Source organism: Pseudomonas sp. EYE_354, from assembly GCF_023148575.1.
Taxonomy (GTDB): domain Bacteria; phylum Pseudomonadota; class Gammaproteobacteria; order Pseudomonadales; family Pseudomonadaceae; genus Aquipseudomonas.
Genome location: NZ_JAHXNQ010000019.1, coordinates 53,810 through 77,659, shown reverse-complemented (window position 1 = coordinate 77,659; position 23,850 = coordinate 53,810). Strand labels below are relative to the sequence as shown.

Sequence of the window (23,850 nt, the reverse complement as noted above, 5' to 3'; positions counted from 1 at the left end):
GGCATGCGCTGGGTGTGTATTGTCTTCCCGCAATTGGCGCTGGACGGGGTGCAGCGTGTGCATCCCGAGCCCGACCAGCCCTTGGCGCTGCTGGCCGGCACACCGCAGCGGCGTGTGCTGCAAACCGTCAACGACGCCGCGCGCGCCTTGGGCTTGCGCCCAGGTCTTTCCCTGACGGCAGCCCATGCCCTGGCCAAGAGCTTTGCCAGCGCTGAATACGACCCCGCCGAAATCGAGCGCTGGCAGCAGTTCCTGGCGGCCTGGGCCTATAAGTTCAGCTCCCAGGTGAGCCTGTATTACCCACGCGCCCTGTTGTTTGAAATCGAATCGAGCCTGGGGCTGTTCGGGCCCTGGCCACAGTTCGAAGCGCGCTTGCGCAAGGAGTTGACCGAACTGGGTTTTCGCCACCGTATCGTCGCTGCGCCCAACCCGGCGGCGGCGCGGGTGCTGGCCAATCTCTACGATGGCCTGGCCGTCGGCGACGACGCCTTGCTGCACGCCCTGGCGCCGTTGCCCATCGACCGCGCCGGCCTGGAGCCCCAGGCGGCCACCGCCTTGTCGCGCATGGGCCTGCGCACCCTGGCCCAGGTGCAAGCCTTGCCCCGACACACCTTGGCGCGACGCTTCGATGCCGGCCTGCTCAAACACTTGGATGCCCTGGCCGGGCAGCGCCCATTGGCCCTCGGTTTTTACCAACCGCCGGACCAGTTCGATGTGCGCATCGAGTTGAATTTTGACGTGCAGTCCCACCAGGCACTGCTGTTTCCCCTGCGCCGCTTGACCGCCGATTTATCCGCGTTTCTGTGCGGTCGCGACAGTGGCGTACAGCGTTTCGACCTGCACCTGGAGCACGCCCAACTGCCCGACAGTGTGATCAAGGTCGGCCTGCTCAGCGCCGAGCGTGAACCGGCGATGCTCTTCGAACTGGCCCGTGGGCGCCTGGAACAGGTGCAGGTCAGCGCACCGGTGCGCGGTTTTCGCCTGGTGGCCCAGGACCTGCCGGTGTTCGTGCCGCAGCGCCAGGACCTGTTCGACGACCGCCCGCAACAGACCCTGCCGTGGGAGCAATTGCGTGAACGCCTGCGCGCACGCCTGGGCGATGAAGCCGTGCAAGGCCTGCGTTTTCATGCCGACCATCGCCCCGAGTGCGCCTGGCAAGCGGCGACCGACACCCGCGCGTGCCCGGGCTTGAACAAGGTGCGGCGCCCCGGCTGGCTGCTCAATCAACCCACCTTGCTGGCTGAGCAGGGCGTGCAGATTCTTATGGGCCCGGAGCGCATCGAGTCCGGCTGGTGGGACGGCGCCGACATCCGCCGTGACTATTACCTGGTCCGGACCCGCGCCGGCCAACAAGGCTGGGCTTACCGCAGCGTCGGGCAAAACGATGGCTTGTGGCTGCAAGGCTGGTTTGCATGAGCTACGCCGAGCTGCATTGCCTGTCCAACTTCAGCTTCCAGCGCGGCGCGTCCAGTGCGCTCGAGTTGTTTGAACGCGCCAAGCGTCAGGGTTACAGCACCTTGGCGATTACCGATGAGTGCACCTTGTCCGGCATCGTGCGCGCCTGGCAGGCCGCGAAGGCGGTAGAGCTGCCGCTGATTATCGGCAGCGAAGTGTGCATCGAGAACGGCCCGAAACTGGTGCTGCTGGTGCAGGATCTGCGCGGCTACCAGCACCTGTGCCGGCTGATCACCGTGGCCCGACGCCGTGCCGAAAAAGGCCATTACCGCCTGCTGCAGGAAGACTTCGAGCAACCCCTCGGTGGTTTGCTGGCGCTGTGGGTCGCGCAGGACAGCGATACCCAGGCCTCGATCCAATGGCTGCGCCGCACCTTCGCCGAACGCCTGTGGCTGGCCGTGCACCTGCACTGCGGCCAGGACGATGCGCGTCATCTTGAGCAGCGCCTGCAACTGGCCGCGAGTCTGAATATCCCGGCGGTGGCCTGTGGGGATGTGCACATGCATGCGCGCGGCCGCCGCGCCCTGCAGGACACCATGACTGCCATCCGCCATCACGTGCCGGTGGCTGAAGCCGGCACACGCCTGCACCCCAATGGCGAGCGCCATCTGCGCAGCCTGGAGGCCCTCGGCGCGCTGTACCCCCAAGCCTTGCTCGACGAAACCCTGAACATCGCGCGCCGTTGCACCTTCGACCTCGGCCAACTGCGCTACCACTACCCGCGCGAACTGGTGCCGACGGGGCATGATGCTCAATCCTGGCTGCGCGCCGTCACCGAAGCCGGCATCGCCAGGCGCTGGCCCCACGGCATCGACGCCAAGACCTTGCAGCAGATCGATCACGAGCTGACCCTGATCAGCAAACTGGGTTACGAAAGCTACTTCCTCACCGTGCATGACATCGTGTGCTTTGCCCGCCGCCAGTCGATTCTGTGTCAGGGCCGGGGCTCGGCGGCTAACTCGGCGGTGTGTTTTGCTTTGGGCATCACCGAAATCAACCCGAGCCTGACCAATATGTTGTTCGAGCGTTTCCTGTCCGAGGAGCGCAACGAGCCGCCGGATATCGACGTGGACTTCGAGCACGAGCGTCGCGAAGAAGTGCTGCAGTACGTGTTCCAGCGCTACGGCCGCCACCGCGCCGCGTTGACCGCAGTGGTCAGCAGCTACCACGCGGCCGGCGCGGTGCGTGACGTGGCCAAGGCGCTGGGGTTGCCGCCGGACCAGATCAACGCCCTGGCCGATTGCTGCGGGCGCTGGAATGACGAGGCGCCACCGTTGGAACGCCTGCGCGAAGCCGGCTTCGACCCGGACAGCCCGATCCTGCGCCGCGTGCTCACGCTTACCCAGCAGTTGATCGGCTTCCCCCGGCACCTGTCCCAGCACCCCGGCGGTTTTGTGATTTCCGAATACCCGCTGGACACCCTGGTGCCGGTGGAAAACGCCGCGATGGCCGAGCGCACCATCATCCAGTGGGACAAAGACGACCTGGACGCGGTCGGTCTGCTCAAGGTGGATATCCTCGCGCTCGGGATGCTCAGTGCGATCCGTCGTTGTTTCGATCTGCTGCGTCGCCATCGCAACCTTGACCTGGCCCTGGCCACGATTCCCAAGGAAGACCCGGCCACCTACGCGATGATCAGCAAGGCCGACACCATCGGTGTGTTCCAGATCGAGTCGCGGGCGCAGATGTCGATGTTGCCCAGGCTCAAGCCACAGACCTTTTATGACCTGGTGATCCAGGTCGCCATCGTGCGGCCGGGGCCGATCCAGGGCGGCATGGTGCATCCGTATTTGCGCCGTCGAAACAAGGAAGAAGCCACCACCTATCCGTCGCCGGAACTGGAAAGTGTGCTCACGCGCACCTTGGGCATCCCGCTGTTTCAGGAGCAAGTGATGCAGATCGCCATGGTCGCCGCCGACTACAGCCCTGGCGAGGCCGACCAGTTGCGCCGCTCCATGGCCGCGTGGAAACGCCATGGCGGCTTGGAACCGCATCAGGAACGCCTGCGCACCGGCATGCTTAAAAACGGCTACACCGAGGCATTTGCCGCGCATATTTTTGAGCAGATAAAAGGCTTTGGCAGCTATGGCTTCCCGGAGTCCCACGCGGCCAGTTTCGCCTTGCTGACCTACGCCAGTTGCTGGCTCAAATGCCATGAACCGGCGGCGTTTGCCTGTGCACTGATAAACAGCTGGCCCATGGGTTTCTACAGCCCGGATCAGATCCTGCAGGATGCGCGGCGCCATCGGCTACAGATCCGTCCGGTGGACGTGCAGGCCAGCGACTGGGATTGCAGCCTGGAGCCCATCGACGGCGGGCAACCGGCGATCCGCATGGGGTTGCGCATGATCGCCGGGTTCCGTGAAGCGGACGGGCGTCGCCTCGAAGTTGCGCGTCAGTGCCGGCCGTTCAGCGACATTGCCGACCTGGATGCACGCGCCGGGCTGGATGCGCGTGCCCAGGCCCTGCTGGCCGATGCCGGCGCCTTGCGCGCCTTGGCCGGCAACCGGCATCAGGCGCGCTGGGACGTGGCCGGGGTGCACAAACAACTGGGGCTGTTTGCCGGTTTGCCAGGCCCCGATGAAGCGCTGGTGGACTTGCCCGCGCCCACGGTGGGCGAGGACCTGCACGCGGATTACGCCACGCTCGGCACCACCCTTGGGCCGCACCCGCTGGCGTTGCTGCGCGATGAGTTGCGTAAGCGCCGTTGCCGCAGTTCCCGCGAGCTGATGGCGGTGGAGCATGGACGCAATGTCAGTGTGGCGGGGCTGGTCACCGGCCGGCAGCGCCCAGGCACTGCCAGTGGTGTGACATTCGTGACGTTGGAAGACGAATTCGGCAACCTCAATGTGGTGGTCTGGCGTGACCTTGCCGAGCGCCAGCGCCAGGCATTGGTGGGCTCGCGTCTGCTCAAGGTGGATGGACGTTGGGAGGCGGTGGGCGAGGTGCGACACTTGATTGCCGGGCGCCTGACCGACCTGACGTCGCTGTTGGAAGGCATTCATGTGCGCAGTCGCGACTTTCAATGAAGCCGGTGCATCTGAGGGTGTTTACGCCCAAATTTATACCAGATGAAACCAACCGCGCCGTGTAAGCTCCAAAAATGGCGACTGTCTTCTCTTTGCCTTGAGCCAAACGATGCAATTCTTATCCAACCCCCATGGCTGTGAAGGTTGGGCCGGTGAAATGGCCCAGCGTATTCGTGGGTTCGATTGGTCGACCACCGACCTCGGGCCGATCGACCAATGGTCCACCAGCCTTGCGTGTACCGTGCAGATGATGCTCGCCTCGCCGGTGCCCATGGTGATGCTCTGGGGGCGGGCGGGTTACATGATCTACAACGACAGCTACTCGGCATTTGCCGGCGGCCGGCACCCGTACCTGCTGGGCACGCCGGTGGAACTGGGGTGGCCCGAAGTGGCGGATTTCAACCGCCACGTGGTGGACACCTGCCTGGCCGGCGGCACCTTGTCGTTCAACAACAAGGACCTGGTGCTGCTGCGCAATGGGCAGCCGGAAACGGTCTGGCTGGACCTGTATTACAGCCCCGTCGCCGGTGACGATCAGCAACCGGCCGGGGTGCTGGCCATCGTGGTCGAGACTACCGAACTGGTGAAGTCCGAGCAGGTGCGCCAGGAACTCACCCATAACCTCGAAAAGCGCGTCGCCGCCGAAGTGCAGGCGCGCTCGGTCGCTGAAGACCAGTTGCGCCAGTCGCAAAAACTCGAAGCCATCGGTGGCCTCACCGGCGGCGTGGCGCACGACTTCAATAACCTGTTGCAAGTGATCTCCGGAAATCTGCATCTGCTGGCCCGCCATGAGCCGGACAACCCTCAGGTGCAGCGTCGCGTCAGTGCCGCGATTGCGGCGGTGGAGCGAGGCGCCAAGCTGTCGGCGCAATTGCTCGCCTTTGCCCGGCGCCAGCCGCTGTCGCCGGCGGTGTACAACCCCTTGCGCATCTACGAAAACCTCGGCGAACTGTTGCAGCGCGCGCTGGGCGAAACCATCCACCTGGATGTGCAATTGCCCACAGACCCCTGGTGCATCCACGTTGACCGCAACCAGTTGGAAAATGCCTTGCTCAACCTGGCGATCAATGCCCGCGATGCCATGAAAGGCGAGGGCGTGATTCGCATCACCGGCGAAAACATCATCCTCAATCCCAACGACTGCATCGGCAAAAGCATCAGCCCCGGCGAGTATGTGCGCCTGGCGGTGAGTGACACCGGGGTGGGCATGTCGCCGGCCATCCAGGCCAAGGTGTTCGAGCCGTTCTTCACCACCAAGCGCGACGGACACGGTACCGGCCTGGGCTTGAGCATGGTGTTCGGCTTCGTGCGCCAGAGTGGCGGGCATGTCGACGTGTGTAGCGCAGAAGGCCAGGGCACCGTGGTGCAGTTGTATTTTCCACGCAGCCTGGGCGAGGAATGCCAGGAGTCGCCGTCCGAGCCTGTGGCGTCGATGGGCGGCCAGGAAACCATCCTGGTGGTGGAAGACAACGAAGGCGTGCGCCTGACCGTGGTGGAGGTGCTCGAACAATCGGGCTACACCGTGCTCACCGCTGAAGACGGTGACCAGGCCATCCTCAAGTTACAAGGCGGCCTGCAACCGGACCTGATTTTCACCGACGTGGTCATGCCTGGCCGGGTCAAGAGCACCGACCTGGCCGACTGGGCCCGCCAGCAACAGCCCCCCGTGCCGGTGTTGTTCACCTCCGGGCACACCCGCGACATCCTCTCCAGCAACCACTTGCTGAGCCCCGATATTCATCTGCTGAGCAAGCCCTACAGCCCCGAAGCCCTGACGCTAAGGGTGCGCCGCGTGCTCACCGCCAGACAAGGTTGACCATGACGTCTCAGCGCAACATCCCCCCGATCACTGCCCAACGCCCAGGTTTTGTGCGGGTGCGCGGCGCTCGCGAACACAACCTGCGTAATGTCGATGTGGACATCCCCCGCGATGCCCTGGTGGTGTTTACCGGGGTGTCGGGCTCGGGCAAATCGTCCCTGGCATTTTCCACGGTGTATGCCGAGGCCCAGCGGCGCTATTTCGAGTCGGTGGCGCCCTATGCGCGGCGCTTGATCGATCAAGTGGGCGTGCCCGATGTGGACAGCATCGAGGGCCTGCCGCCCGCCGTGGCCCTGCAACAGCAACGCGGCACGCCGAGTGCGCGCTCGTCGGTGGGCAGCGTCACCACCTTGTCGAGCCTTATCCGCATGCTTTACTCCCGCGCCGGCAGCTACCCGGCGGGGCAGCCGATGCTGTACGCCGAGGACTTTTCACCGAACCTGCCCCAGGGCGCCTGCCCGCAATGCCACGGTTTGGGGCGCGTGTATGAGGTGACCGAGGCATTGATGGTGCCCGACCCCTCACTGACGATTCGCCAGCGCGCGGTGGCCGCCTGGCCGCTGGCCTGGCAGGGCCAGAACCTGCGCGACATCCTGGTGACCCTGGGCTACGACGTGGATATCCCGTGGCGCGACCTGCCGAAAAAGCAGCGCGACTGGATCCTGTTCACCGAAGAAACCCCCACTGTGCCGGTGTACGCCGGTCTCACCCCGAAGCAAACCCGCGACGCACTCAAACGCAAGCTGGAGCCGAGTTACCAAGGCACATTCAGCGGCGCGCGGCGTTATATCCTGCACACCTTCACCCACACCCAAAGTGCGCTGATGAAAAAGCGCGTCGCGCAATTCATGCAGGGCAGCCCGTGCCCGTTGTGCGAGGGCAAGCGCCTGACCAGGGCGGCGTTGTCGGTGAAGTTTGCCGGGGTGGACATTGGTGAGTTATCGCAGTTGTCGCTAGCGCAACTGGCCGAACTGCTGCGGCCGGTGGCGGCGGGGCAGGACAGGATGAAACTGTCTGTGGAAAAACGCCTGGCGGCGCAGCGCATTGCCCAGGATTTGCTCGAGCGGGTCAGCACCTTGACCGAGCTGGGGTTGGGTTACCTGTCCCTGGAGCGCAGTACGCCGACGTTGTCGTCCGGCGAGTTGCAACGTTTGCGTCTGGCCACTCAATTGGGTTCGCAACTGTTTGGCGTGATCTATGTGCTGGATGAACCGTCGGCGGGGTTACACCCTGCCGATGGTGAAGCGCTGTTCATCGCGCTTGAGCGCTTGAAGGCGGCGGGCAATTCACTGTTTGTGGTGGAGCACGACCTGGAAACCATGCGCCGCGCCGACTGGCTGATCGATGTGGGCCCGGCTGCCGGCGAGCATGGCGGCCAAGTGTTGTACAGCGGCCCGCCGGCAGGCTTGGCCGATGTGCAGGCCTCTCAGACCCGCGCGTACCTGTTTGCCGAGCCGGGCACCTCGCATCGGGTGCGCCGCGAGCCCAGCGCCTGGTTGAAGCTGGCGGGGGTGACGCGCAATAACCTCAACGACCTGAGTGTGGCGTTTCCGCTGGGCTGCTTTACTGCCGTGACCGGTATTTCCGGCTCGGGCAAGTCGAGCCTGGTCAGTCAGGCGCTGTTGGAACTGGTGGGCAGCGGGCTTGGGCGCGTGGTGGAAAACGACGACGAACCGAGCCTGGAAGACGACGCGCCGCAAACCAGTGGTGGGCACATCAGCGCCGGGCTGGAGCACATCCGCCGCCTGGTGCAGGTGGACCAGAAACCCATCGGCCGCACCCCACGCTCGAACCTGGCCACCTACACCGGGCTGTTCGACAACGTGCGCAAATTGTTCGCCGCCACACCGGCGGCGAAAAAGCGCCAGTACGATGCCGGGCAGTTCTCCTTCAACGTCGCCAAAGGCCGTTGCCCGAACTGCGAAGGAGAGGGGTTTGTCAGCGTTGAATTGTTGTTCATGCCCAGCGTCTATGCGCCGTGCCCGACCTGCCATGGCGCGCGCTACAACCCCGAAACGTTGGCGATCACATGGCAGGGCTTGAGCATCGCCCAGGTGTTGGCGCTGACCGTGGAACAGGCGGTCGAGGTGTTTGCCGAACAGCCAGGCGTACTGCGCTCGCTGCAGGTATTGCGCGATATCGGCCTGGGCTATCTGCGGCTGGGACAGCCGGCCACCGAGCTGTCCGGTGGCGAAGCGCAACGCATCAAGCTGGCCACTGAATTGCAACGCAACGCACGGGGCGCGACCTTGTATGTGTTGGATGAGCCAACGACCGGGTTGCACCCGCGGGATGTGGACCGCCTGCTTAGCCAACTCAATAACCTGGTGGATGCAGGACACACGGTGGTTGTGGTGGAGCATGAGATGCGCGTGGTGGCCCAGAGTGACTGGGTGATCGATATCGGCCCAGGCGCAGGCGACCTTGGCGGGCAGGTGGTTGCCAGCGGTCCGCCGCAGAAGGTGGCCCGGAGCAAGAAGAGCCGCACTGCGCCCTTCCTGGCCCGAGCGCTGAATTAGGCCGTACGACCGCCGGGCTTTTGTGGTGAGCGGTTTTGCCCGCGCGAGGCAAGCTCGCTCACCATAATGGTCAGCGATTGGCGCGTTCGATTTGTTGCCTGGCCTGGCTCACGACGTGCTCAACGGTAAACCCGAACTTCTCCTGCAACTTGGCCAGCGGCGCCGAGGCGCCAAAGCTGTTCATCACCACCTTGGCGCCGGTCTGCCCCACATAACGGTCCCACCCCAACGGGCCGGCCTGTTCAACCACCACCCGGGCTTTCACCGTCGGCGGCAGCACGCTGTCGCGATAGGCCTGGTCCTGTTCTTCGAACAACTCCCAACTGGGCATCGACACGACCTGCGCAGCAATCCCTTCTTTTGTGAGCCGCTCATACGCGGCCACGACCAAACTCACTTCGCTGCCCGTGCCGATCAGGATCACCTGCGGCTCCTGCGCGGCGGCCAGCACATAAGCGCCCCTGGCCGCTCCGGATGCCGCCGCATACTGCGTGCGGTCCAGCGTCGGCAGCGGCTGGCGCGACAGCACCAGGCAACTGGGTCGATGGGTTTGCGCCAGGGCGACTTTCCACAGTTCTCGTGTTTCATTGGCATCGCCTGGGCGCAGGGTCAGCAGGCCCGGTGTGGCGCGTAGCTGGGTCAGCTGTTCGATGGGTTGGTGCGTGGGGCCATCCTCACCGACGCCGATGGAGTCGTGGGTGAACACGAACACCACCGGCAACTCCATGATCGCCGCCAGGCGGATCGGCGGTTTCATGTAGTCGCTGAACACCAGGAAGGTCGAGGTGTACGGGCGCAGGTAGGACAGCGCCATGCCATTGGCAATCGCGCCCATGGCGTGTTCACGGATACCGAAATGCAGGTTGCGCCCGCTGTAGTCGTCGGCACTGAAGCGTCCCGCACCGTCAAAAGTGAGGTTGGTCTTGGTCGACGGCGACAAATCCGCCGAGCCGCCGAGCAGCCAGGGGATGTGCCTGGCGAAGGCATTCAGCACTTCACCACCGCAGGCGCGACTGGCAACGCCCTTCGCGTCGGCGGCAAAATCGGGTAATTCGGCCTGCCATTGCGTGGGCATTTCTCCTGCGCGCATGCGCTGCAATTCATCGGCCAATAGCGGGTCGAGGTCTGCCAGGGTCTGGTTCCACTGCTGCAACAACGGTTCGGCCCGGGCGTGCAGGGCATCGCGCAGCACCGTGCGTGCTTCATCGGGCACCAGAAAGCTCGAATCCTGCGGCCAGCCATACGCGGCCTTGGTCAGGCGGATTTCCTCGTCACCCAACGGCTCGCCATGGGCGGCGGCGGTGTTGTGTTTATGGGGCGAGCCGTAGCCGATCACGCTGTCGACCACGATCAGGGTCGGTGCGCCGGTGTTGGCCTGGAAGGTCGCCAGGGCGGTGCTCAGGGCGTGCAAGTCATTGGCGTCGGTCACGTGCAAGGTGTGCCAGCCGTAGGCCTGGAACCGCTTGATCACGTCCTCGCTGAAGGCCAGCTCAGTGTGGCCTTCGATGCTGATGGTGTTGTTGTCGTAGATCCAGCACAGGTTATCCAGCTTCAGGTGCCCGGCCATGGACGCCGCTTCGCTGCTGATGCCTTCCATCATGTCGCCGTCGCCGCACAGGGTGTAGACGTTGTAGTCGAACAGCACCTGGCCGTCGCGGTTGTAACGCTCGGCCAGCCACCGCTCGGCCATGGCCATGCCCACGCTGTTGGCGCAGCCCTGGCCGAGGGGCCCGGTGGTGGTTTCCACGCCAGTGGTCATGCGGTATTCCGGGTGCCCTGGGGTCTTTGAGTCGGCCTGACGAAACTGCTGGATATCGTCCAGGCTTATCGCCGGCTGCCCGGTGCGTTTACCCTTGGCATCGATCTCTACCACGCCGGCCAGGTGCAGCAGCGAATACAGCAGCATCGACGCATGCCCCACTGACAACACAAACCGGTCGCGGTTAGGCCAGTCGGGATGTTCGGGGTGATAGCGCAAGAAGCGGCTCCACAGCGTGTATCCCACTGGTGCCAGGCCCATGGGCGTGCCGGGGTGGCCGGAATTGGCCTTTTGTACGGCGTCCATCGCCAGGGTGCGCAGGGTGTTGATGCACAGGGTGTCGACAGTGGTGGCAGCGTTAGTCATGAACCGGTCTCCCTCGAGTGGCGATCTAGTGTGGAGGGCCGGGCGCCGCAAAGGTTTGATCCCATCGGCGTTACCGCGACGAACGGGGATGTATTGAGCGTAAACATGACAAGACCCCTCGCAATGGTCTAGCTTCAAGTGCGTAAGCCATTGATCAACTTGCGGAGGTAAGCCATGCCAGTGAAACACGACCTGTATCAGGACTTGGGATTGAGCAAGGAAGTTGTTCACGAACGCAGGGCGAGCGATAAACGCCTGGACTCGCTGCTCACGCAATACGACGCTGCCGATGGAGACGTGCTGGAGGCCGAATCACGCAAAGCCGACGACAGGGAGGTGGAAGTGCTGAAGAAGAAACGCCTGCTGATAAAAGACCAGATCGCCGGACGATTGGACGCCTGATACGCATCAGGTTTTGCCCGGATTTACCGGCGGGGCATCGCGTGACTCTGTCTTTGTGATGCCCTGCGCCCACCCGGCTCCGGGGACTGTTGCGGCGCAAGGACTGCGTCGATGAGCCGGGTGGCATCTTGTTTCAGGCGTTCAGTGCTTCCATGCACTCATCCATCGACCGCTGTTGCGTCTCGTCATAAAGCGTCAATTCATCAAGGGTCTTGCGCCCCAGCGCTTGCTCGAACTCGGCTTGATTCGAGTTCGCAGCGTAATGACTTTGTGCGGCATCCCCCAGGTTCGACTGGAAGATCCCCGCCGCGCTCACCGGTAGAAAATCCTCATACACCAACGGCTCCACATCGACATGGCCGGCGGCGATCAGCGCCTCCAGTGTGCGCGGCTGATTGGCGCTGCCGCGTGCCAAAAGGCCCTTTTCTGTGGCGAAGTAGCGGAAGTAGGCCAGGCCCTGCTCACGCATGTGCGCGTGGTTGTCGGGGAAGACCTGGAAGTGTTGTTCCATCAATTGCATGTAGCGCGCGGCGTTGGTGTCGTTGGGGAACGCGCCCAATTCGTCGCGGGCGGCATTGAGCAATCGGTCATACAGCGCGCGCCCTTTAGGGGTGAGTGCGACGCCACGTTGTTCGATTTCACCGAAGCGCGCGCTGTGGCTGCCTCTGGCGTCGGTGAAGGCGATGGCTTCGTCGAGGGCCTTGAAACTGGTCTGGCGCAACAGGATCGGGCATTGGCGGCGCGGTGGGCCTTCGATCACGGCTTTGGGGGTGATGCCTTTGCCGGGCATGGCGGCCTGCACTTGGTCGATGTCCAGGGTGCGCGGGGTGAGGTGGTTGATGTGCGGCCCTTTGAACGCCACCACGTCGGCGATCAGGCGGTGCTGGTCGCTGAGCTGTTGGTACTGCGCGGCGGTGACGGTGGCGGTGTGGTGCCAGCGGAAGGTTTCCAGGGCCTGACGGATAAATTCGGCGGCGTCGTCGGCGTTAAGGCCGCCGTCTTGTTCCGCTTGCTCGATCAGGGCGAGGGCGCGAGGGGTGAAGATCGAGCGCTTGGCCAGGGCGGCTGCTGCGAAGGCGCGCAGGTCAGGGTTCTCGATCAACTCCAGGCGCAACAAGGAGGTGAACACGCGAAACGGGCTGGTTTGCAGCGCGTCTTCATGCACCGCGCGAAACGCCGTTGAGTGCACGGGCACGCCGGCTGGGGTGAGGTCGTAGTAGCCCACCGGTTGCATGCCCATCACCCCAAACAGGCGGCAGATGGTGGCCAGTTCCGCCGCGGTGCCCAGGCGGATGGCGCCGTGGCGCTCCATGTCCAGGCGCTGGATCTCGCCGGTGCGTTGCAGCTGTCGGGCCAGGTCCGGTTCGGCGTCGAGCACGCGGGTATTGGTCTCGGCCACCAGCGCCATCAGCGCGCCGTACAGCGGAACTTCATCTCGGTACATCGCGGACATGGCCTGGGAAAAGCCCTTGCGGATCTCATCCGGGCTCACATGTAAGGAACTGGGCATAGAAAAATTCCTGATGGCGGTGGAGTGGGGCATGGCCTTTTGCTGGATCTTGTTGGGCTGCAGGCCGCCTTGCAAACGAAGATTCCTCTGGACTTCATTCTGCAAATGAATGGGATGACCTGAATATGACAAAAAACGCCTGTGCCGAAACTTCATTTTCGAGCGGTTTTTCTAACTTTTTCTTCACGGAGTCTGCCCCGGACCTCATGAAACAATCGTCACGGTTGTAGGGATGAAAACGCCGTTTGCACACACATCACATAAAAAAACGTTTAGGGGCCGTCGTTCATGAAGCTATCTACACTGGCGTTATCCATCACCGCCGCCGTGCTTGCACAACAGGCTTGCGCGGATGATTTCGGGCTCGGTTCGCTGGGCACCGGCAACGGTCACAGCGGTTTTCTGGAGGACAGCCATGCGTCCGTCAGTTCGCGGACCATGTACTACAGCGCCGACAACCGTTCGGGTACCAACAATGACTTGCGCGAAGCGGCCACGGCGCTGCGCTTTGACTACAAGTCCGGCTTTACCCAGGGCACCGTGGGTGTGGGCTTTGATGTGATGGGGTTCGGCGCCTTGCGCCTGGACGGTGGCGATGGCCACGCAGCGGGCCCAGGTCTGGCGGGTAACGGCAACAGCTTCTTCCCGACCAGGAACAACGGCACTGAACCTGCCGACTCCTTTGGCCGTGCGGCGGGGAATGTGAAGTTCCGTATTTCCCAGACCGAATTGCATGTCGGTGGCGGCCTGGCGCCGGTGTTGCCGATCCTGGTGGCCAACGACAGTCGTGTGGCGCCGCAGACGTTCGACGGCGGCGTGCTGACCTCGAACGACATTCCCAACGTGACCTTTACCGGCGGTGAACTGAACCGTGCAGAAGGTCGTGCATCGAGTAACGCCACGGGCTTGAGTGTCGCCGGTGGTCAGCGCGACAGCGACAGCTTCAAGTTCGGTGGTGTGGACTACAAGCCCTTCGGGTTTTCCGATAACACCCTCGCGAAAAACCTGACGCTGCAGTACTACTACGCCCAGTTGCAAGACTTCTACAAACAGAACTACGTCGGTCTGGTGCACGTATTGCCGTTGGGCAATGACCAGTCCTTCAAGACCGACCTGCGCTACTTCGACAGCACCAGCGACGGCAAGAATGGCTCGAGCGGCTATGCGTTCAACAACAACGGCGGCTATGCCAGGCATGCTGGCGAAGTGGACAACAAAACCTACAGTGCTGCCTTCACTTATCAGTTGGGCGGCAGCAGCCTGATGCTCGGCCACATCGGCGTAGGGGATGACGGCGGCTTTGTCTGGGTCAACCAGGGCAGCCTCGCCGACCCGCACGCGCAAGGCGCCGGCGGCAGCGACTTCTATCTGTTCACCGACGCGGTGGTCGGCCAGTTCTCCCGAGCGGGCGAGCAGGTCAACTTTGGTCAGTATGCCTATGACTTCAAGGCCTACGTACCGGGGCTGAAGGCGTCCGTGGCCTATCTGGACGGTAAGGACATCAAGTCCAGCGTTGCCGGTGGTCCTGACCAGAAAGAAAACGAAGCCGACTTCCGTTTGGACTACGTAGTGCAGGCCGGTCCTCTGAAAGGCTTCGGTACCACGCTGCGTACCGGTACTTATCACGGAAAAAACACCGGCACCGCCGACCAGGACCAGACCCGCCTGATCTTCAACTACACCTACGCCATCTTCTAAGTCTTCATGTGCATCCGGGCGTGGATGGGTCCTACACTGCACCTCACTGTGCAGGTGGAGGAGGACCCATGACGGCCACGCCCATAACCCAAACGATTGAAGGCCAACGCCTGGCGACCGAGGATGCCGAGCGTTGGCGCGATTGGGGCCCATACCTGAGCGAGCGCCAGTGGGGCACGGTGCGCGAGGACTACAGCGCCGATGGCGACGCCTGGCGCTATTTTCCCCACGAACATGCCCGCAGCCGTGCCTACCGCTGGGGCGAGGACGGCTTGGCCGGTTTCAGCGACAGAGCGCAACGCTGGTGCCTGGGGCTGGCACTGTGGAACGAGCGTGATGCGATCCTCAAGGAACGTCTGTTCGGCCTCACCAATGCCGAAGGCAACCACGGTGAAGACGTCAAGGAACTGTACTTTTTCGTCGACGGTGTCCCGAGCCATGCCTACATGCGCATGCTCTACAAATACCCCCATGGGGCTTTTCCCTACAGCGACCTGATCAGCGAAAACGCCCGTCGCGGGCTGGCGGATGCCGAGTATGAAATCCTCGACACCGGCGTCTTTGAAGACAATCGCTATTGCGACGTCAGCGTCGAGTACGCCAAGCATCAGCCTGACGATATCTTCATGCGTGTCACGCTGCACAACCGTTCGGATCAGCCGACCCGCGTGCAGGTGCTGCCCCAGCTGTGGGCGCGCAATGACTGGAGCTGGACCGTTGATGCACCCAAGCCGCAGTTGCGCCTGGACGGTGAACGAGTGGTGGCCCGTCATCACGAATTGCCGGATCGCCAACTGACTGCCTGGGGCCAGGACGGCATGGAGTGGCTGTTCTGCGAAAACGAGAGCAACGTTGTCACACTGGACGGGCTGGCCGCGCCGGGGCCATTCAAGGACGGCATCAACGATTACGTGGTGCACGGGCAGGAAACGGCGATTCGCCGTGACCGCGGCACCAAGGTCGCCGCGCGGTTCATCCTTGAGCTGGCGGGCCTGCAAAGCCAAACCCTGTACCTGCGCTTTGCGCCTATGCAGGCACCACCGGTCAATGCGCGCAAGCTGTTCGAGCAACGTCGTCAGGAAGCCGACGACTTCTATGCCGCGCTGCAACACGGCATCGCCGATGCCGACGCGCGCAACGTACAGCGCCAGGCCCTGGCCGGTTTGCTGTGGTCCAAGCAACTCTATTATTTCGACGTGAACGGCTGGCTCGATGGCGACCCCGCCCAACCGGCGCCACCGCCCGAGCGCCTGCATATCCGCAACACCCATTGGCGGCACTTATCGAATTTCGACATCCTGTCCATGCCCGATACCTGGGAATACCCCTGGTACGCGTCCTGGGACCAGGGCTTCCAGGCGGTGGCGATCGCGCTGATCGATCCGGGGTATGCCAAGCATCAGTTGTTGCTGCTGGTGAAGGACCGCTTCATGCACCCCAACGGCCAACTGCCAGCCTATGAATGGCGGTTCGACGACGCCAACCCTCCGGTGCATGCCTGGGCCACCTGGCGGGTGTACCAGCAAGACAAGGCGATGACCGGCGTCGGCGACATGGATTTCCTCGAGCGGATTTTCCACAAGCTCCTGCTGAACTTTTCCTGGTGGGTCAACCGCAAGGACGCCGAGGGTCGCAACCTGTTCCAGGGCGGGTTCCTCGGGCTGGACAACATCGCCTTGTTCGACCGTTCGGCCGCCTTGCCGCCGGGGTATCAATTGGATCAGGCCGACGGCACTGCGTGGGTCGCGGCGTATGCGCTGGACCTGATGCGTATCGCCCTGGAACTGGCCAAGCGCAATGGCGTGTACGTGGATATTGCGGTGAAGTTTTTCGAGCATTTTCTGTACATCGCCGGTGCCATCAACCGCGTCGATGACAGCGCCGATGGCCTGTGGGATGAGCAGGACTTGTTTTTCTACGATGTGCTTCACCGCCCCGACGGCCAGAACGAGCCCGTACGCCTGCGTTCGATTGTCGGCCTGATGCCGCTGTTTGCCGTGCTGGTGCTGGAGCAACGTGAACACGAAGGGTTGCAAGGTTTGCGTGAGCGCTTGCTGGGTTTTATGAAGCACCGACCGGACCTGGCTAAGTTGGTCTCGCGCTGGAACGAGCCGGGGCAGGGCAATCGCCTGCTGCTGGCGCTGTTACGCGGCGAACGCACCAAGGATCTGCTGCGGCGCATGCTCGATGACCGTGAGTTCCTCTCAAGCTTTGGTGTGCGTTCCCTGTCCAAGGCCTTCGCTGAGCAGCCTCTGGCGTTGAAGCTCAATGGCGACACGCTGTGCGCGCGCTATCAACCGGGCGAATCCGATTCGCGCCTGTACGGCGGCAACTCGAATTGGCGGGGGCCGGTATGGATGCCGGTCAATTACATGCTGATCGAATCGCTGCGCGAGTTTCACCGTTACTACGCGGATGACTTCTCGGTGGAGTACCCGACGGGCAGCGGTTATCTGTCGTCGCTGGAGGAAGTGGCGGACAGCTTAAGTCAGCGTCTGACGGGGTTGTTTCTTCGCGATGAAAATGGCCTGCGCCCTTCAATGGCAGGGTATGCGCAGTTGGAAGCGGACCCGGCGAGTCGTGATTTAGTGTTGTTCCATGAATATTTTCATGGCGAGACCGGGCGTGGGTTGGGGGCCTCCCATCAAACCGGGTGGAGTGCGCTGGTGGCGTTGCTGTTGCAACCGAAAATCTAACGCGAAAAAAAATGGGAGCGGACGTGTCCGCTCCCATTGGGATTCAGGGTTGCCCTTGAATCAGGAAGGGAACAGCTCGCTTAGCTTCATCGCCAGCATCATGTCGCCTTCGGTGCGCAGCTTTCCGCCCATAAAGGCCTGCATGCCGTCGGTGGAGCCGTCGACGATACCTTCCAGGGTTTCGCTGTCCATGACCAGGGTCACTTGGGCGTCCGGGTTTTCGCCTTCCTGCAGCTCGCAGGTGTTGTCTTTGACGATCAGCGAAAAGTTCTTGGTGTCGTCAATGCGGAAACCGAATACCAGGTCCAGGCCGTCGGCAGCGCTTGGGTTGAATTTGGCTTTCATTGCTTCTACAGCTTTAGCTACGTCAGTCATGGTTTCGATCCTTTAGGGTGGAGTCCAGTGACCTTGGGGTCACGGTTGGCCGCATTTCATCGGAAGGTGATGAGTTGCGGCGCCTTCAACAGTTGCAAGTGGGTATGACTGTTGAAGGAAGCCAGTGCCACCTCGCGCCCGCGGAATTTCAGCTGGTTGAGCGAGGTGTTAACAATTTGCCAGTTCAGTTCGAAGGCCTGGGCGGCAGGCATTCGGGTAATCAGGTGGAGCAGGGCGGTGATGGTGCCGCCGGAGGTAAACACCGCGACTTTGTGCGAGTTGTCCGCCGTTTCAAGAATGCGTTGCAAGCCCGCCTGGACGCGTTCGACAAACCCCAGCCAGCTTTCCAGGCCAGGCGGGTCATACGTTCCGGCCAGCCAGCGGTCGATGATCAGGGCGAAGATGCGCTGGAATTCGCCGCGGTTTTGCGCGGCGTTACGCAGGATGTCCAGTGCGTCGGGTTCGGTGGTGAGCAGGTCGGGGAGCAGGGCGCGAATAATCGCGTCGGCATCGAATTCATTGAAGGCGCTGTCGGTCTCCAGGTCGGGAACCGGCAGGCCGAGCGCTGTGTAGCGATCGAAGGCGGCGGTGGCGGTGTGCTGCTGGCGGCGCAGGTCGCCGGCGATGCAACGGTCGAATACCACGCCGAGGTCAGCCAGGTGTTGGCCGAGCACTTGCGCTTGCTCCACGCCTACGGGCGACAGCACGTCATAGTCGTCTGCACCGAAGGAGGCCTGGCCATGTCGAATCAGATAGATGCTGCCCACGTCCGTTTTCCCGGTACGTTGAAAGTCTGGCGAGGTTATGAGGATGCCGGAGAGCTGTCAATGAAAAAACATACGCTTGTTTTAAAAGCTCGTTGGAGGCGCGCCGGCAAGGTTTGAGCGCTGGCTCGAAGACAGTGCCGCCGGTATGCTGGGGCAATCCGCGCGTGGCGCACTGCATTGGTAAGGAGCAACATGGATTTTCTGGCCGAATACGCGAGTTTTCTGGCGAAGACCGTCACTCTGGTGGTGGCTATTCTGGTGGTACTGATCAGCTTCGCGGCGCTGCGCAGCAAGGGTCGTCGTAAATCTGCCGGGCAACTGCAGGTCAACAAGCTCAATGACTTTTACAAAGGCCTGCGTGAGCGGCTGGAATCGACTTTGCTCGACAAGGACCAACTCAAGGCCCTGCGCAAGTCCGAAAGTAAAACCGAAAAAAAGAACAGCAAAAACAAAGCCGAGCCCAAGCCACGGGTGTTCGTGCTGGACTTCGACGGCGACATCAAAGCCTCGGCCACCGAAAGCCTGCGCCACGAGATCACCGCACTGCTCAGCCTGGCCACGCCGAAGGATGAAGTGGTGCTGCGCCTGGAAAGCGGCGGCGGCATGGTGCACAGCTACGGCCTGGCATCCTCGCAACTGGCGCGTATCCGCCAGGCAGGCGTGCCGTTGACCGTGTGCATCGACAAGGTCGCGGCCAGCGGCGGCTACATGATGGCGTGCATCGGCGAGAAGATCATCAGCGCACCGTTCGCCATCCTCGGTTCCATCGGCGTGGTCGCGCAGTTGCCCAACGTCAACCGCCTGCTGAAAAAACACGACATCGACTTTGAAGTGCTGACCGCCGGTGAATATAAACGCACCCTCACTGTGTTTGGCGAAAACACCGAGAAGGGGCGCGAGAAGTTCCAGGAAGACCTGGACATCACCCATCAGCTGTTCAAAAACTTCGTGTCGCGCTATCGCCCGCAACTGGCCATTGATGAAGTCGCCACGGGTGAAGTGTGGCTGGGCGTGGCAGCCCTCGACAAACAACTGGTCGACGAGCTGCAGACCAGCGACGAATACCTGGCCACCAAGGCCAAGGCCGCCGAGGTATTCCACCTGCATTACGCCGAGCGCAAGAGCCTGCAGGAACGCGTCGGCCTGGCGGCCAGCGGCTCTGTGGACCGGGTACTGCTGACCTGGTGGAGCCGCTTGACCCAGCAGCGCTTCTGGTAATCCATACCTGAAAATAGCGGCACCCTGTGGGGCGAGCTCTTTTGCGAAGGCGGTGTAGCCGACAAAGCAACTCTCGGCTCACAGGGTCGCTTCGCAAGCCAGCCCTTACCCCATAAGCCTTGGCGTGGCTGGGGTTACAGATTTTGTAATGATTTAGCTCTGAAGGAAATCTGCTCTTCGGTTGTAGGATTCAGGTCCTTTTCTAATCGTAGGACATGCATGAACACCCTCTCGGAGCCCCCCAGTCGTCTTTCCCCAAGACATCCGTTGCTGCCGTTACCGCTAAAGCCCCCCGTATTCCGTCGACTACCCTTGGTCCGGCCCCATGGACCGCACTTTGTCGTGCCCGGCATTTTGAATATTTCGAATACAGAGACTCTATAAATGGAATGGTTAGCGGATCCAACGGCCTGGCTCGGCCTGTTGACCTTGATTGTGCTGGAACTGGTGCTGGGTATCGACAACCTGGTGTTTATCGCGATCCTGGCGGACAAGCTGCCGCCGGAGCAGCGCGACCGTGCTCGGTTGATCGGTTTGTCCCTGGCATTGCTCATGCGCCTGGGCCTTCTTGCGAGTATTTCCTGGCTCGTGACGCTCACCCAGCCGCTGTTCGAGGTGTTCGACAAGAGTTTCTCCGGCCGTGACCTGATCATGCTCTTCGGTGGTGTGTTCCTGCTGTTCAAGGCCACCATGGAATTGCACGAACGCCTGGAGGGCCATGTGGCCCAACGCACCGGCAATGTGGCGTATGCGATGTTCTGGCCGATCGTGGCGCAGATCGTGGTACTCGACGCGGTGTTCTCCCTGGATGCGGTGATTACGGCCGTCGGCATGGTCGACGAACTGGCGGTGATGATGATCGCGGTGATCATTTCCATTGGCCTGATGATCGTCGCCAGCAAGCCGCTGACGCGCTTCGTCAACGCCCATCCCACCGTGATCATGCTGTGTCTGGGCTTTTTGATGATGATCGGTTTTGCCCTGACCGCCGAAGGCCTGGGTTTCCATATTCCCAAGGGCTACCTGTACGCGGCGATCGGGTTCTCGATCCTGATCGAAGTGTTCAACCAGATCGCCCGCGCCCGTCGCAAGAAGTCGGCACAAGGTGTGTTGCCGGTGCGTGAGCGTACTGCTCATGCGGTGATGCGCTTGCTCGGCGGTCGCAGTCTGGCGGTGGAAGACGTGGGTGAAGAGGTGGCCGACCTGCTGGGTGAGTCGGACGCCGCGCAAGGCCCGCTGTTCGACCGCCGTGAGCGGGTCATGATCAGCGGTGTGCTGCAATTGGCCGAGCGGCCGATCCGCACCCTGATGACGCCGCGGGCCATGGTCGACTTTATCGACCTGGCCGATGATGCCGACACGATTCGCCTGAAGCTGATGCATTCGTCCTACTCGCGCTTGCCGCTGATCCGTAATGGCGCGGTGGATGAGCCCTTGGGCTTTGTGCACAAGAAGGAGTTGCTCAAGGAGTACCTGGCAGGCAACGAGCCAAACCTGGAGCACTTGGCGCGACGTGCGATCAACCTGCTGGAGAGTTTCTCGATCCTCAATGCCCTGGAGCAGATGCGCCAGGAATCGACCCATATCGCCTTTGTGATCAATGAATTCGGGGATTTCATGGGCGTATTGAGCATGACCGACATCCTTGAGTCCATCGCCGGTGAGTTACCGGATGCCAGTGAGATCGAGGGGCCGGATATTGTCGAGGAAGGCGGTGGCTTCCGTGCCAACGGCGCCTTGAACCTCAATCAAGTGCGTCAGCGTACCGGCTTCAAGGCGGTCGCGACCCAGGATTATCAAACCCTGGCAGGGTTGGTAGTGAGTCTGCTCGATCGCCTGCCAAGGGTGGGCGATAGCCTGGAACATGAGGGCTGGCGCTTGACGGTTGCGGCGGTGGAGGAGCGACGGGTGACACAGGTGGCGTTAGTACCGTTGGCGCATAGTCACTGAATACTTCCTCCAGGATCGCTTCCTGTTCCTGCGGTTCACCGATGCCCTTGAGGTTTTCTACCTCAAGGGCATTTTTGTACACCACCAGGGTAGGGGTTCCGTCCACGCCGTCGATTCTCGGGGTTTGGCTGGTGTCCAGCAGCAGGCTTTTGACGCGGTCGGCGTACCGTTCGGCAACGCGGTGGAAGCGTGGGCCAAGCCCGAGACATGCCTGGCAGTACGGTGAGGTAAACAGCACGATGACCAGCGTGTGTTTCTTCAGGATCCGATGGTACTCATCAAGGTCCTTGATAACCGAAGTGATTACGCCCATGAGAACCTCCTTGTGCACCCGGCTTTAATGTTGTCGGGGGTACGCTAAGTCACAGGATTCCCAGCGTCTACTGTCAACCTTCACAGGTAGACGCGCTCGCGTTGTCATTTTGCGGGGCCAACCGCCAATTCAGCCCGAGGAATTTTCCATGGGCGGTCATGCCCGGTAACGGGGCGGTGCTGCACCTCCGTGGCGCTGTCACCCCTGCGTGGGGCCTTCGGTAGCAATTTGATTTCAGATGCTGGCGCAACGCCTCATCTCCTGGCTCCGTCCATCTAGCTGATTAGAAACGAGTTTATGACGACGATAGGTTGCCCTTCAGATGTGTGGCACACTTTCTGCTGTTTATTCCGTTGTTACATACTAAGTTCCGTTATAGCGGAATACACAACCCTTGGAGTGCTTGTCATGCATCACCGACCTTCCGTGTTTACAGCGTGTGTTTTTCTCTTCGCCGCATCGGCTTCCCTCGCAGGCATCGTGCAGGCGGCGGACAGCAAGCTCGACAACGTGCTCAAGCGTGGGCACCTGATCGTGGGTACAGGCAGTACCAATGCGCCGTGGCACTTCCAGGGAGCGGATGGCAAGTTGCAGGGTTTTGATATCGACATCGGCCGCATCGTGGCCAAAGGGCTGTTCAACGACCCGACCAAGGTCGAGTTCGTGGTGCAGTCGTCCGACGCACGTATTCCCAACCTGCTGACCGACAAGGTCGACATGAGCTGTCAGTTCATCACCGTCACCGCCAGCCGTGCCCAGCAGGTGGCGTTCACCCTGCCGTACTACCGCGAAGGGGTGGGTCTGCTGTTGCCGGCCAACAGCAAGTACAAAGAGATTGAAGACCTGCAGGCGGCTGGCGACGGCGTCACCGTGGCGGTGCTGCAAAACGTGTACGCCGAAGAACTGGTGCACCAGGCGTTGCCCAAAGCCAAGGTCGACCAGTACGACAGCGTCGACCTGATGTACCAGGCCGTGAACTCCGGTCGCGCCGATGCCGCCGCCACCGACCAGTCCTCGGTCAAATACCTGATGGTGCAGAACCCGGGCCGCTACCGCAGTCCGGCGTACGCCTGGAGCCCGCAAACTTATGCGTGTGCCGTCAAGCGTGGCGACCAGGACTGGCTGAATTTCGTCAACACTGCGCTGCATGAAGCCATGACCGGTGTGGAATTCCCGACCTACAAGGCCTCGTTCAAACAGTGGTTCGGTGTCGACCTGCCAGAGCCGGCGATCGGTTTTCCTGTTGAATTCAAGTGATTCGGAACAACCGGGGCGCCCGTCATTGCGCCCCAACTAGGTACTGCTGACCATGAACTATCAGTTGAACTTTGCCGCCGTATGGCGCGATTTCGACACGTTGCTGGCGGGGCTCGGTCTGGGCTTGCAACTGGCATTGCTGTCGATCGCCATCGGTTGCGTGATCGGCCTGCTGATGGCGTTTGCCATGCTGTCCAAGCACCGTGCGTTGCGAATCTTCGCCTCGGTGTACGTGACGGTGATCCGCAATACGCCGATCCTGGTGCTGATCCTGTTGATCTACTTCGCGTTGCCGAGCCTGGGCATCCGGTTGGACAAGATCCCCTCGTTCATCATCACCCTGTCGCTGTACGCCGGCGCCTACCTCACCGAGGTGTTCCGCGCCGGGCTGTTGAATATTCCCAAAGGCTTGCGTGAAGCCGGGCTGGCGATCGGCCTGGGTGAGTGGCGTATCCGCGCCTACATCACCGTGCCGGTGATGCTGCGCAACGTGCTGCCGGCGCTGTCGAACAACTTTATCTCGCTGTTCAAGGACACCTCGCTGGCCGCTGCGATTGCGGTACCCGAGCTGACCTATTACGCCCGCAAGATCAACGTTGAAAGCTACCGGGTGATCGAAACCTGGCTGGTCACGACCGCGCTCTACGTCGCTGCCTGTTACCTCATTGCCATGCTGCTCCGTTACCTGGAACAGCGTCTGGCAATCCGTCGCTAAGG

15 protein-coding genes are annotated in these 23,850 nt (G+C 62.0%); 11 read left to right on the top strand and 4 right to left on the bottom strand.

From position 1 onward, the window contains the following. The first annotated feature begins 3 nt into the window (after window positions 1-3). From KZX66_RS22755 to KZX66_RS22740, 4 genes are all read left to right on the top strand, one after another. A complete protein-coding gene (locus KZX66_RS22755; RefSeq protein ID WP_248083486.1) occupies window positions 4-1,416 on the top strand; it encodes a DNA polymerase Y family protein in 1,413 nt (470 codons plus the stop codon). Next, entirely contained in the window at window positions 1,413-4,484 is a 3,072-nt protein-coding gene (locus KZX66_RS22750) for an error-prone DNA polymerase (protein WP_248083485.1), read from the top strand. The genes KZX66_RS22755 and KZX66_RS22750 overlap by 4 nt, the downstream gene beginning before the upstream one ends. A 109-nt stretch (window positions 4,485-4,593) precedes the next feature. Further along, the gene (locus KZX66_RS22745; protein ID WP_248083484.1) at window positions 4,594-6,300 is read left to right on the top strand and encodes an ATP-binding protein; all 1,707 of its coding nucleotides are present in this window, start codon (window positions 4,594-4,596) and stop codon (window positions 6,298-6,300) included. A 2-nt stretch (window positions 6,301-6,302) separates the two neighbouring features. Then, complete coding sequence (locus KZX66_RS22740) at window positions 6,303-8,822, top strand: excinuclease ABC subunit UvrA (RefSeq protein ID WP_248083483.1); 2,520 nt, start codon at window positions 6,303-6,305, stop codon at window positions 8,820-8,822. A gap of 70 nt (window positions 8,823-8,892) precedes the next feature. Here the strand turns inward: KZX66_RS22740 and tkt are convergent, their stop codons facing one another. Next, the gene (gene tkt, locus KZX66_RS22735) at window positions 8,893-10,947 is read right to left on the bottom strand and encodes a transketolase (RefSeq protein WP_248083482.1); all 2,055 of its coding nucleotides are present in this window, start codon (window positions 10,945-10,947) and stop codon (window positions 8,893-8,895) included. Between the two features lie 174 nt (window positions 10,948-11,121). Between tkt and KZX66_RS22730 the strand changes: the two genes are divergently transcribed. After that, a complete protein-coding gene (locus KZX66_RS22730; RefSeq protein WP_248083481.1) occupies window positions 11,122-11,349 on the top strand; it encodes a YdcH family protein in 228 nt (75 codons plus the stop codon). Between the two features lie 133 nt (window positions 11,350-11,482). On the opposite strand, the gene KZX66_RS22725 is transcribed toward KZX66_RS22730, so the two are convergent. Continuing rightward, complete coding sequence (locus KZX66_RS22725; RefSeq protein ID WP_248083480.1) at window positions 11,483-12,859, bottom strand: VOC family protein; 1,377 nt, start codon at window positions 12,857-12,859, stop codon at window positions 11,483-11,485. A 288-nt stretch (window positions 12,860-13,147) separates the two neighbouring features. Here KZX66_RS22725 and KZX66_RS22720 point away from each other — a divergent pair, with 288 nt between their 5' ends. Together KZX66_RS22720 and KZX66_RS22715 are read left to right on the top strand one after the other, a co-directional pair. Next, window positions 13,148-14,557 carry an OprD family outer membrane porin gene (locus tag KZX66_RS22720; RefSeq protein WP_248083479.1) on the top strand — a complete coding sequence of 470 codons (1,410 nt, stop codon included), beginning with the start codon at window positions 13,148-13,150 and terminating at the stop codon, window positions 14,555-14,557. A gap of 68 nt (window positions 14,558-14,625) precedes the next feature. Beyond that, window positions 14,626-17,253: a glucosidase gene (locus KZX66_RS22715; protein WP_248083478.1), complete on the top strand. Its 2,628-nt coding sequence runs from the start codon at window positions 14,626-14,628 to the stop codon at window positions 17,251-17,253. 60 nt (window positions 17,254-17,313) lie between these two features. Here KZX66_RS22715 and KZX66_RS22710 read toward each other — a convergent pair whose 3' ends face one another. After that, a complete protein-coding gene (locus KZX66_RS22710; protein ID WP_248083477.1) occupies window positions 17,314-17,628 on the bottom strand; it encodes an SCP2 sterol-binding domain-containing protein in 315 nt (104 codons plus the stop codon). A 56-nt stretch (window positions 17,629-17,684) separates the two neighbouring features. Then, the gene (locus KZX66_RS22705) at window positions 17,685-18,395 is read right to left on the bottom strand and encodes a histidine phosphatase family protein (RefSeq protein WP_248083476.1); all 711 of its coding nucleotides are present in this window, start codon (window positions 18,393-18,395) and stop codon (window positions 17,685-17,687) included. A gap of 192 nt (window positions 18,396-18,587) precedes the next feature. Between KZX66_RS22705 and sohB the strand changes: the two genes are divergently transcribed. From sohB to KZX66_RS22685, 4 genes are all read left to right on the top strand, one after another. Then, window positions 18,588-19,613 (top strand): protease SohB, encoded by a 1,026-nt coding sequence (gene sohB, locus KZX66_RS22700; protein WP_248083475.1) that lies wholly within the window; start codon window positions 18,588-18,590, stop codon window positions 19,611-19,613. Between the two features lie 384 nt (window positions 19,614-19,997). Beyond that, a complete protein-coding gene (locus KZX66_RS22695) occupies window positions 19,998-21,563 on the top strand; it encodes a TerC family protein (protein ID WP_248083474.1) in 1,566 nt (521 codons plus the stop codon). 721 nt (window positions 21,564-22,284) lie between these two features. Further along, on the top strand, window positions 22,285-23,133 hold the full coding sequence (locus KZX66_RS22690) for a transporter substrate-binding domain-containing protein (protein ID WP_248083473.1): 849 nt from the start codon (window positions 22,285-22,287) through the stop codon (window positions 23,131-23,133). Between the two features lie 52 nt (window positions 23,134-23,185). After that, window positions 23,186-23,848 (top strand): amino acid ABC transporter permease, encoded by a 663-nt coding sequence (locus KZX66_RS22685; protein ID WP_065878346.1) that lies wholly within the window; start codon window positions 23,186-23,188, stop codon window positions 23,846-23,848. The last annotated feature ends 2 nt before the right edge of the window (window positions 23,849-23,850 follow it).

Excerpts from the sequence above, each read along its gene's own strand:
- KZX66_RS22755 (WP_248083486.1), top strand. The coding sequence starts at position 4 with ATGCGCTGGGTGTGTATTGTCTTCCCGCAATTGGCGCTGGACGGGGTG.
- KZX66_RS22750 (WP_248083485.1), top strand. The coding sequence starts at position 1,413 with ATGAGCTACGCCGAGCTGCATTGCCTGTCCAACTTCAGCTTCCAGCGC.
- KZX66_RS22745 (WP_248083484.1), top strand. The coding sequence starts at position 4,594 with ATGCAATTCTTATCCAACCCCCATGGCTGTGAAGGTTGGGCCGGTGAA.
- KZX66_RS22740 (WP_248083483.1), top strand. The coding sequence starts at position 6,303 with ATGACGTCTCAGCGCAACATCCCCCCGATCACTGCCCAACGCCCAGGT.
- tkt (WP_248083482.1), bottom strand. The coding sequence starts at position 10,947 with ATGACTAACGCTGCCACCACTGTCGACACCCTGTGCATCAACACCCTG.
- KZX66_RS22730 (WP_248083481.1), top strand. The coding sequence starts at position 11,122 with ATGCCAGTGAAACACGACCTGTATCAGGACTTGGGATTGAGCAAGGAA.
- KZX66_RS22725 (WP_248083480.1), bottom strand. The coding sequence starts at position 12,859 with ATGCCCAGTTCCTTACATGTGAGCCCGGATGAGATCCGCAAGGGCTTT.
- KZX66_RS22720 (WP_248083479.1), top strand. The coding sequence starts at position 13,148 with ATGAAGCTATCTACACTGGCGTTATCCATCACCGCCGCCGTGCTTGCA.
- KZX66_RS22715 (WP_248083478.1), top strand. The coding sequence starts at position 14,626 with ATGACGGCCACGCCCATAACCCAAACGATTGAAGGCCAACGCCTGGCG.
- KZX66_RS22710 (WP_248083477.1), bottom strand. The coding sequence starts at position 17,628 with ATGACTGACGTAGCTAAAGCTGTAGAAGCAATGAAAGCCAAATTCAAC.
- sohB (WP_248083475.1), top strand. The coding sequence starts at position 18,588 with ATGGATTTTCTGGCCGAATACGCGAGTTTTCTGGCGAAGACCGTCACT.
- KZX66_RS22695 (WP_248083474.1), top strand. The coding sequence starts at position 19,998 with ATGGAATGGTTAGCGGATCCAACGGCCTGGCTCGGCCTGTTGACCTTG.
- KZX66_RS22690 (WP_248083473.1), top strand. The coding sequence starts at position 22,285 with ATGCATCACCGACCTTCCGTGTTTACAGCGTGTGTTTTTCTCTTCGCC.
- KZX66_RS22685 (WP_065878346.1), top strand. The coding sequence starts at position 23,186 with ATGAACTATCAGTTGAACTTTGCCGCCGTATGGCGCGATTTCGACACG.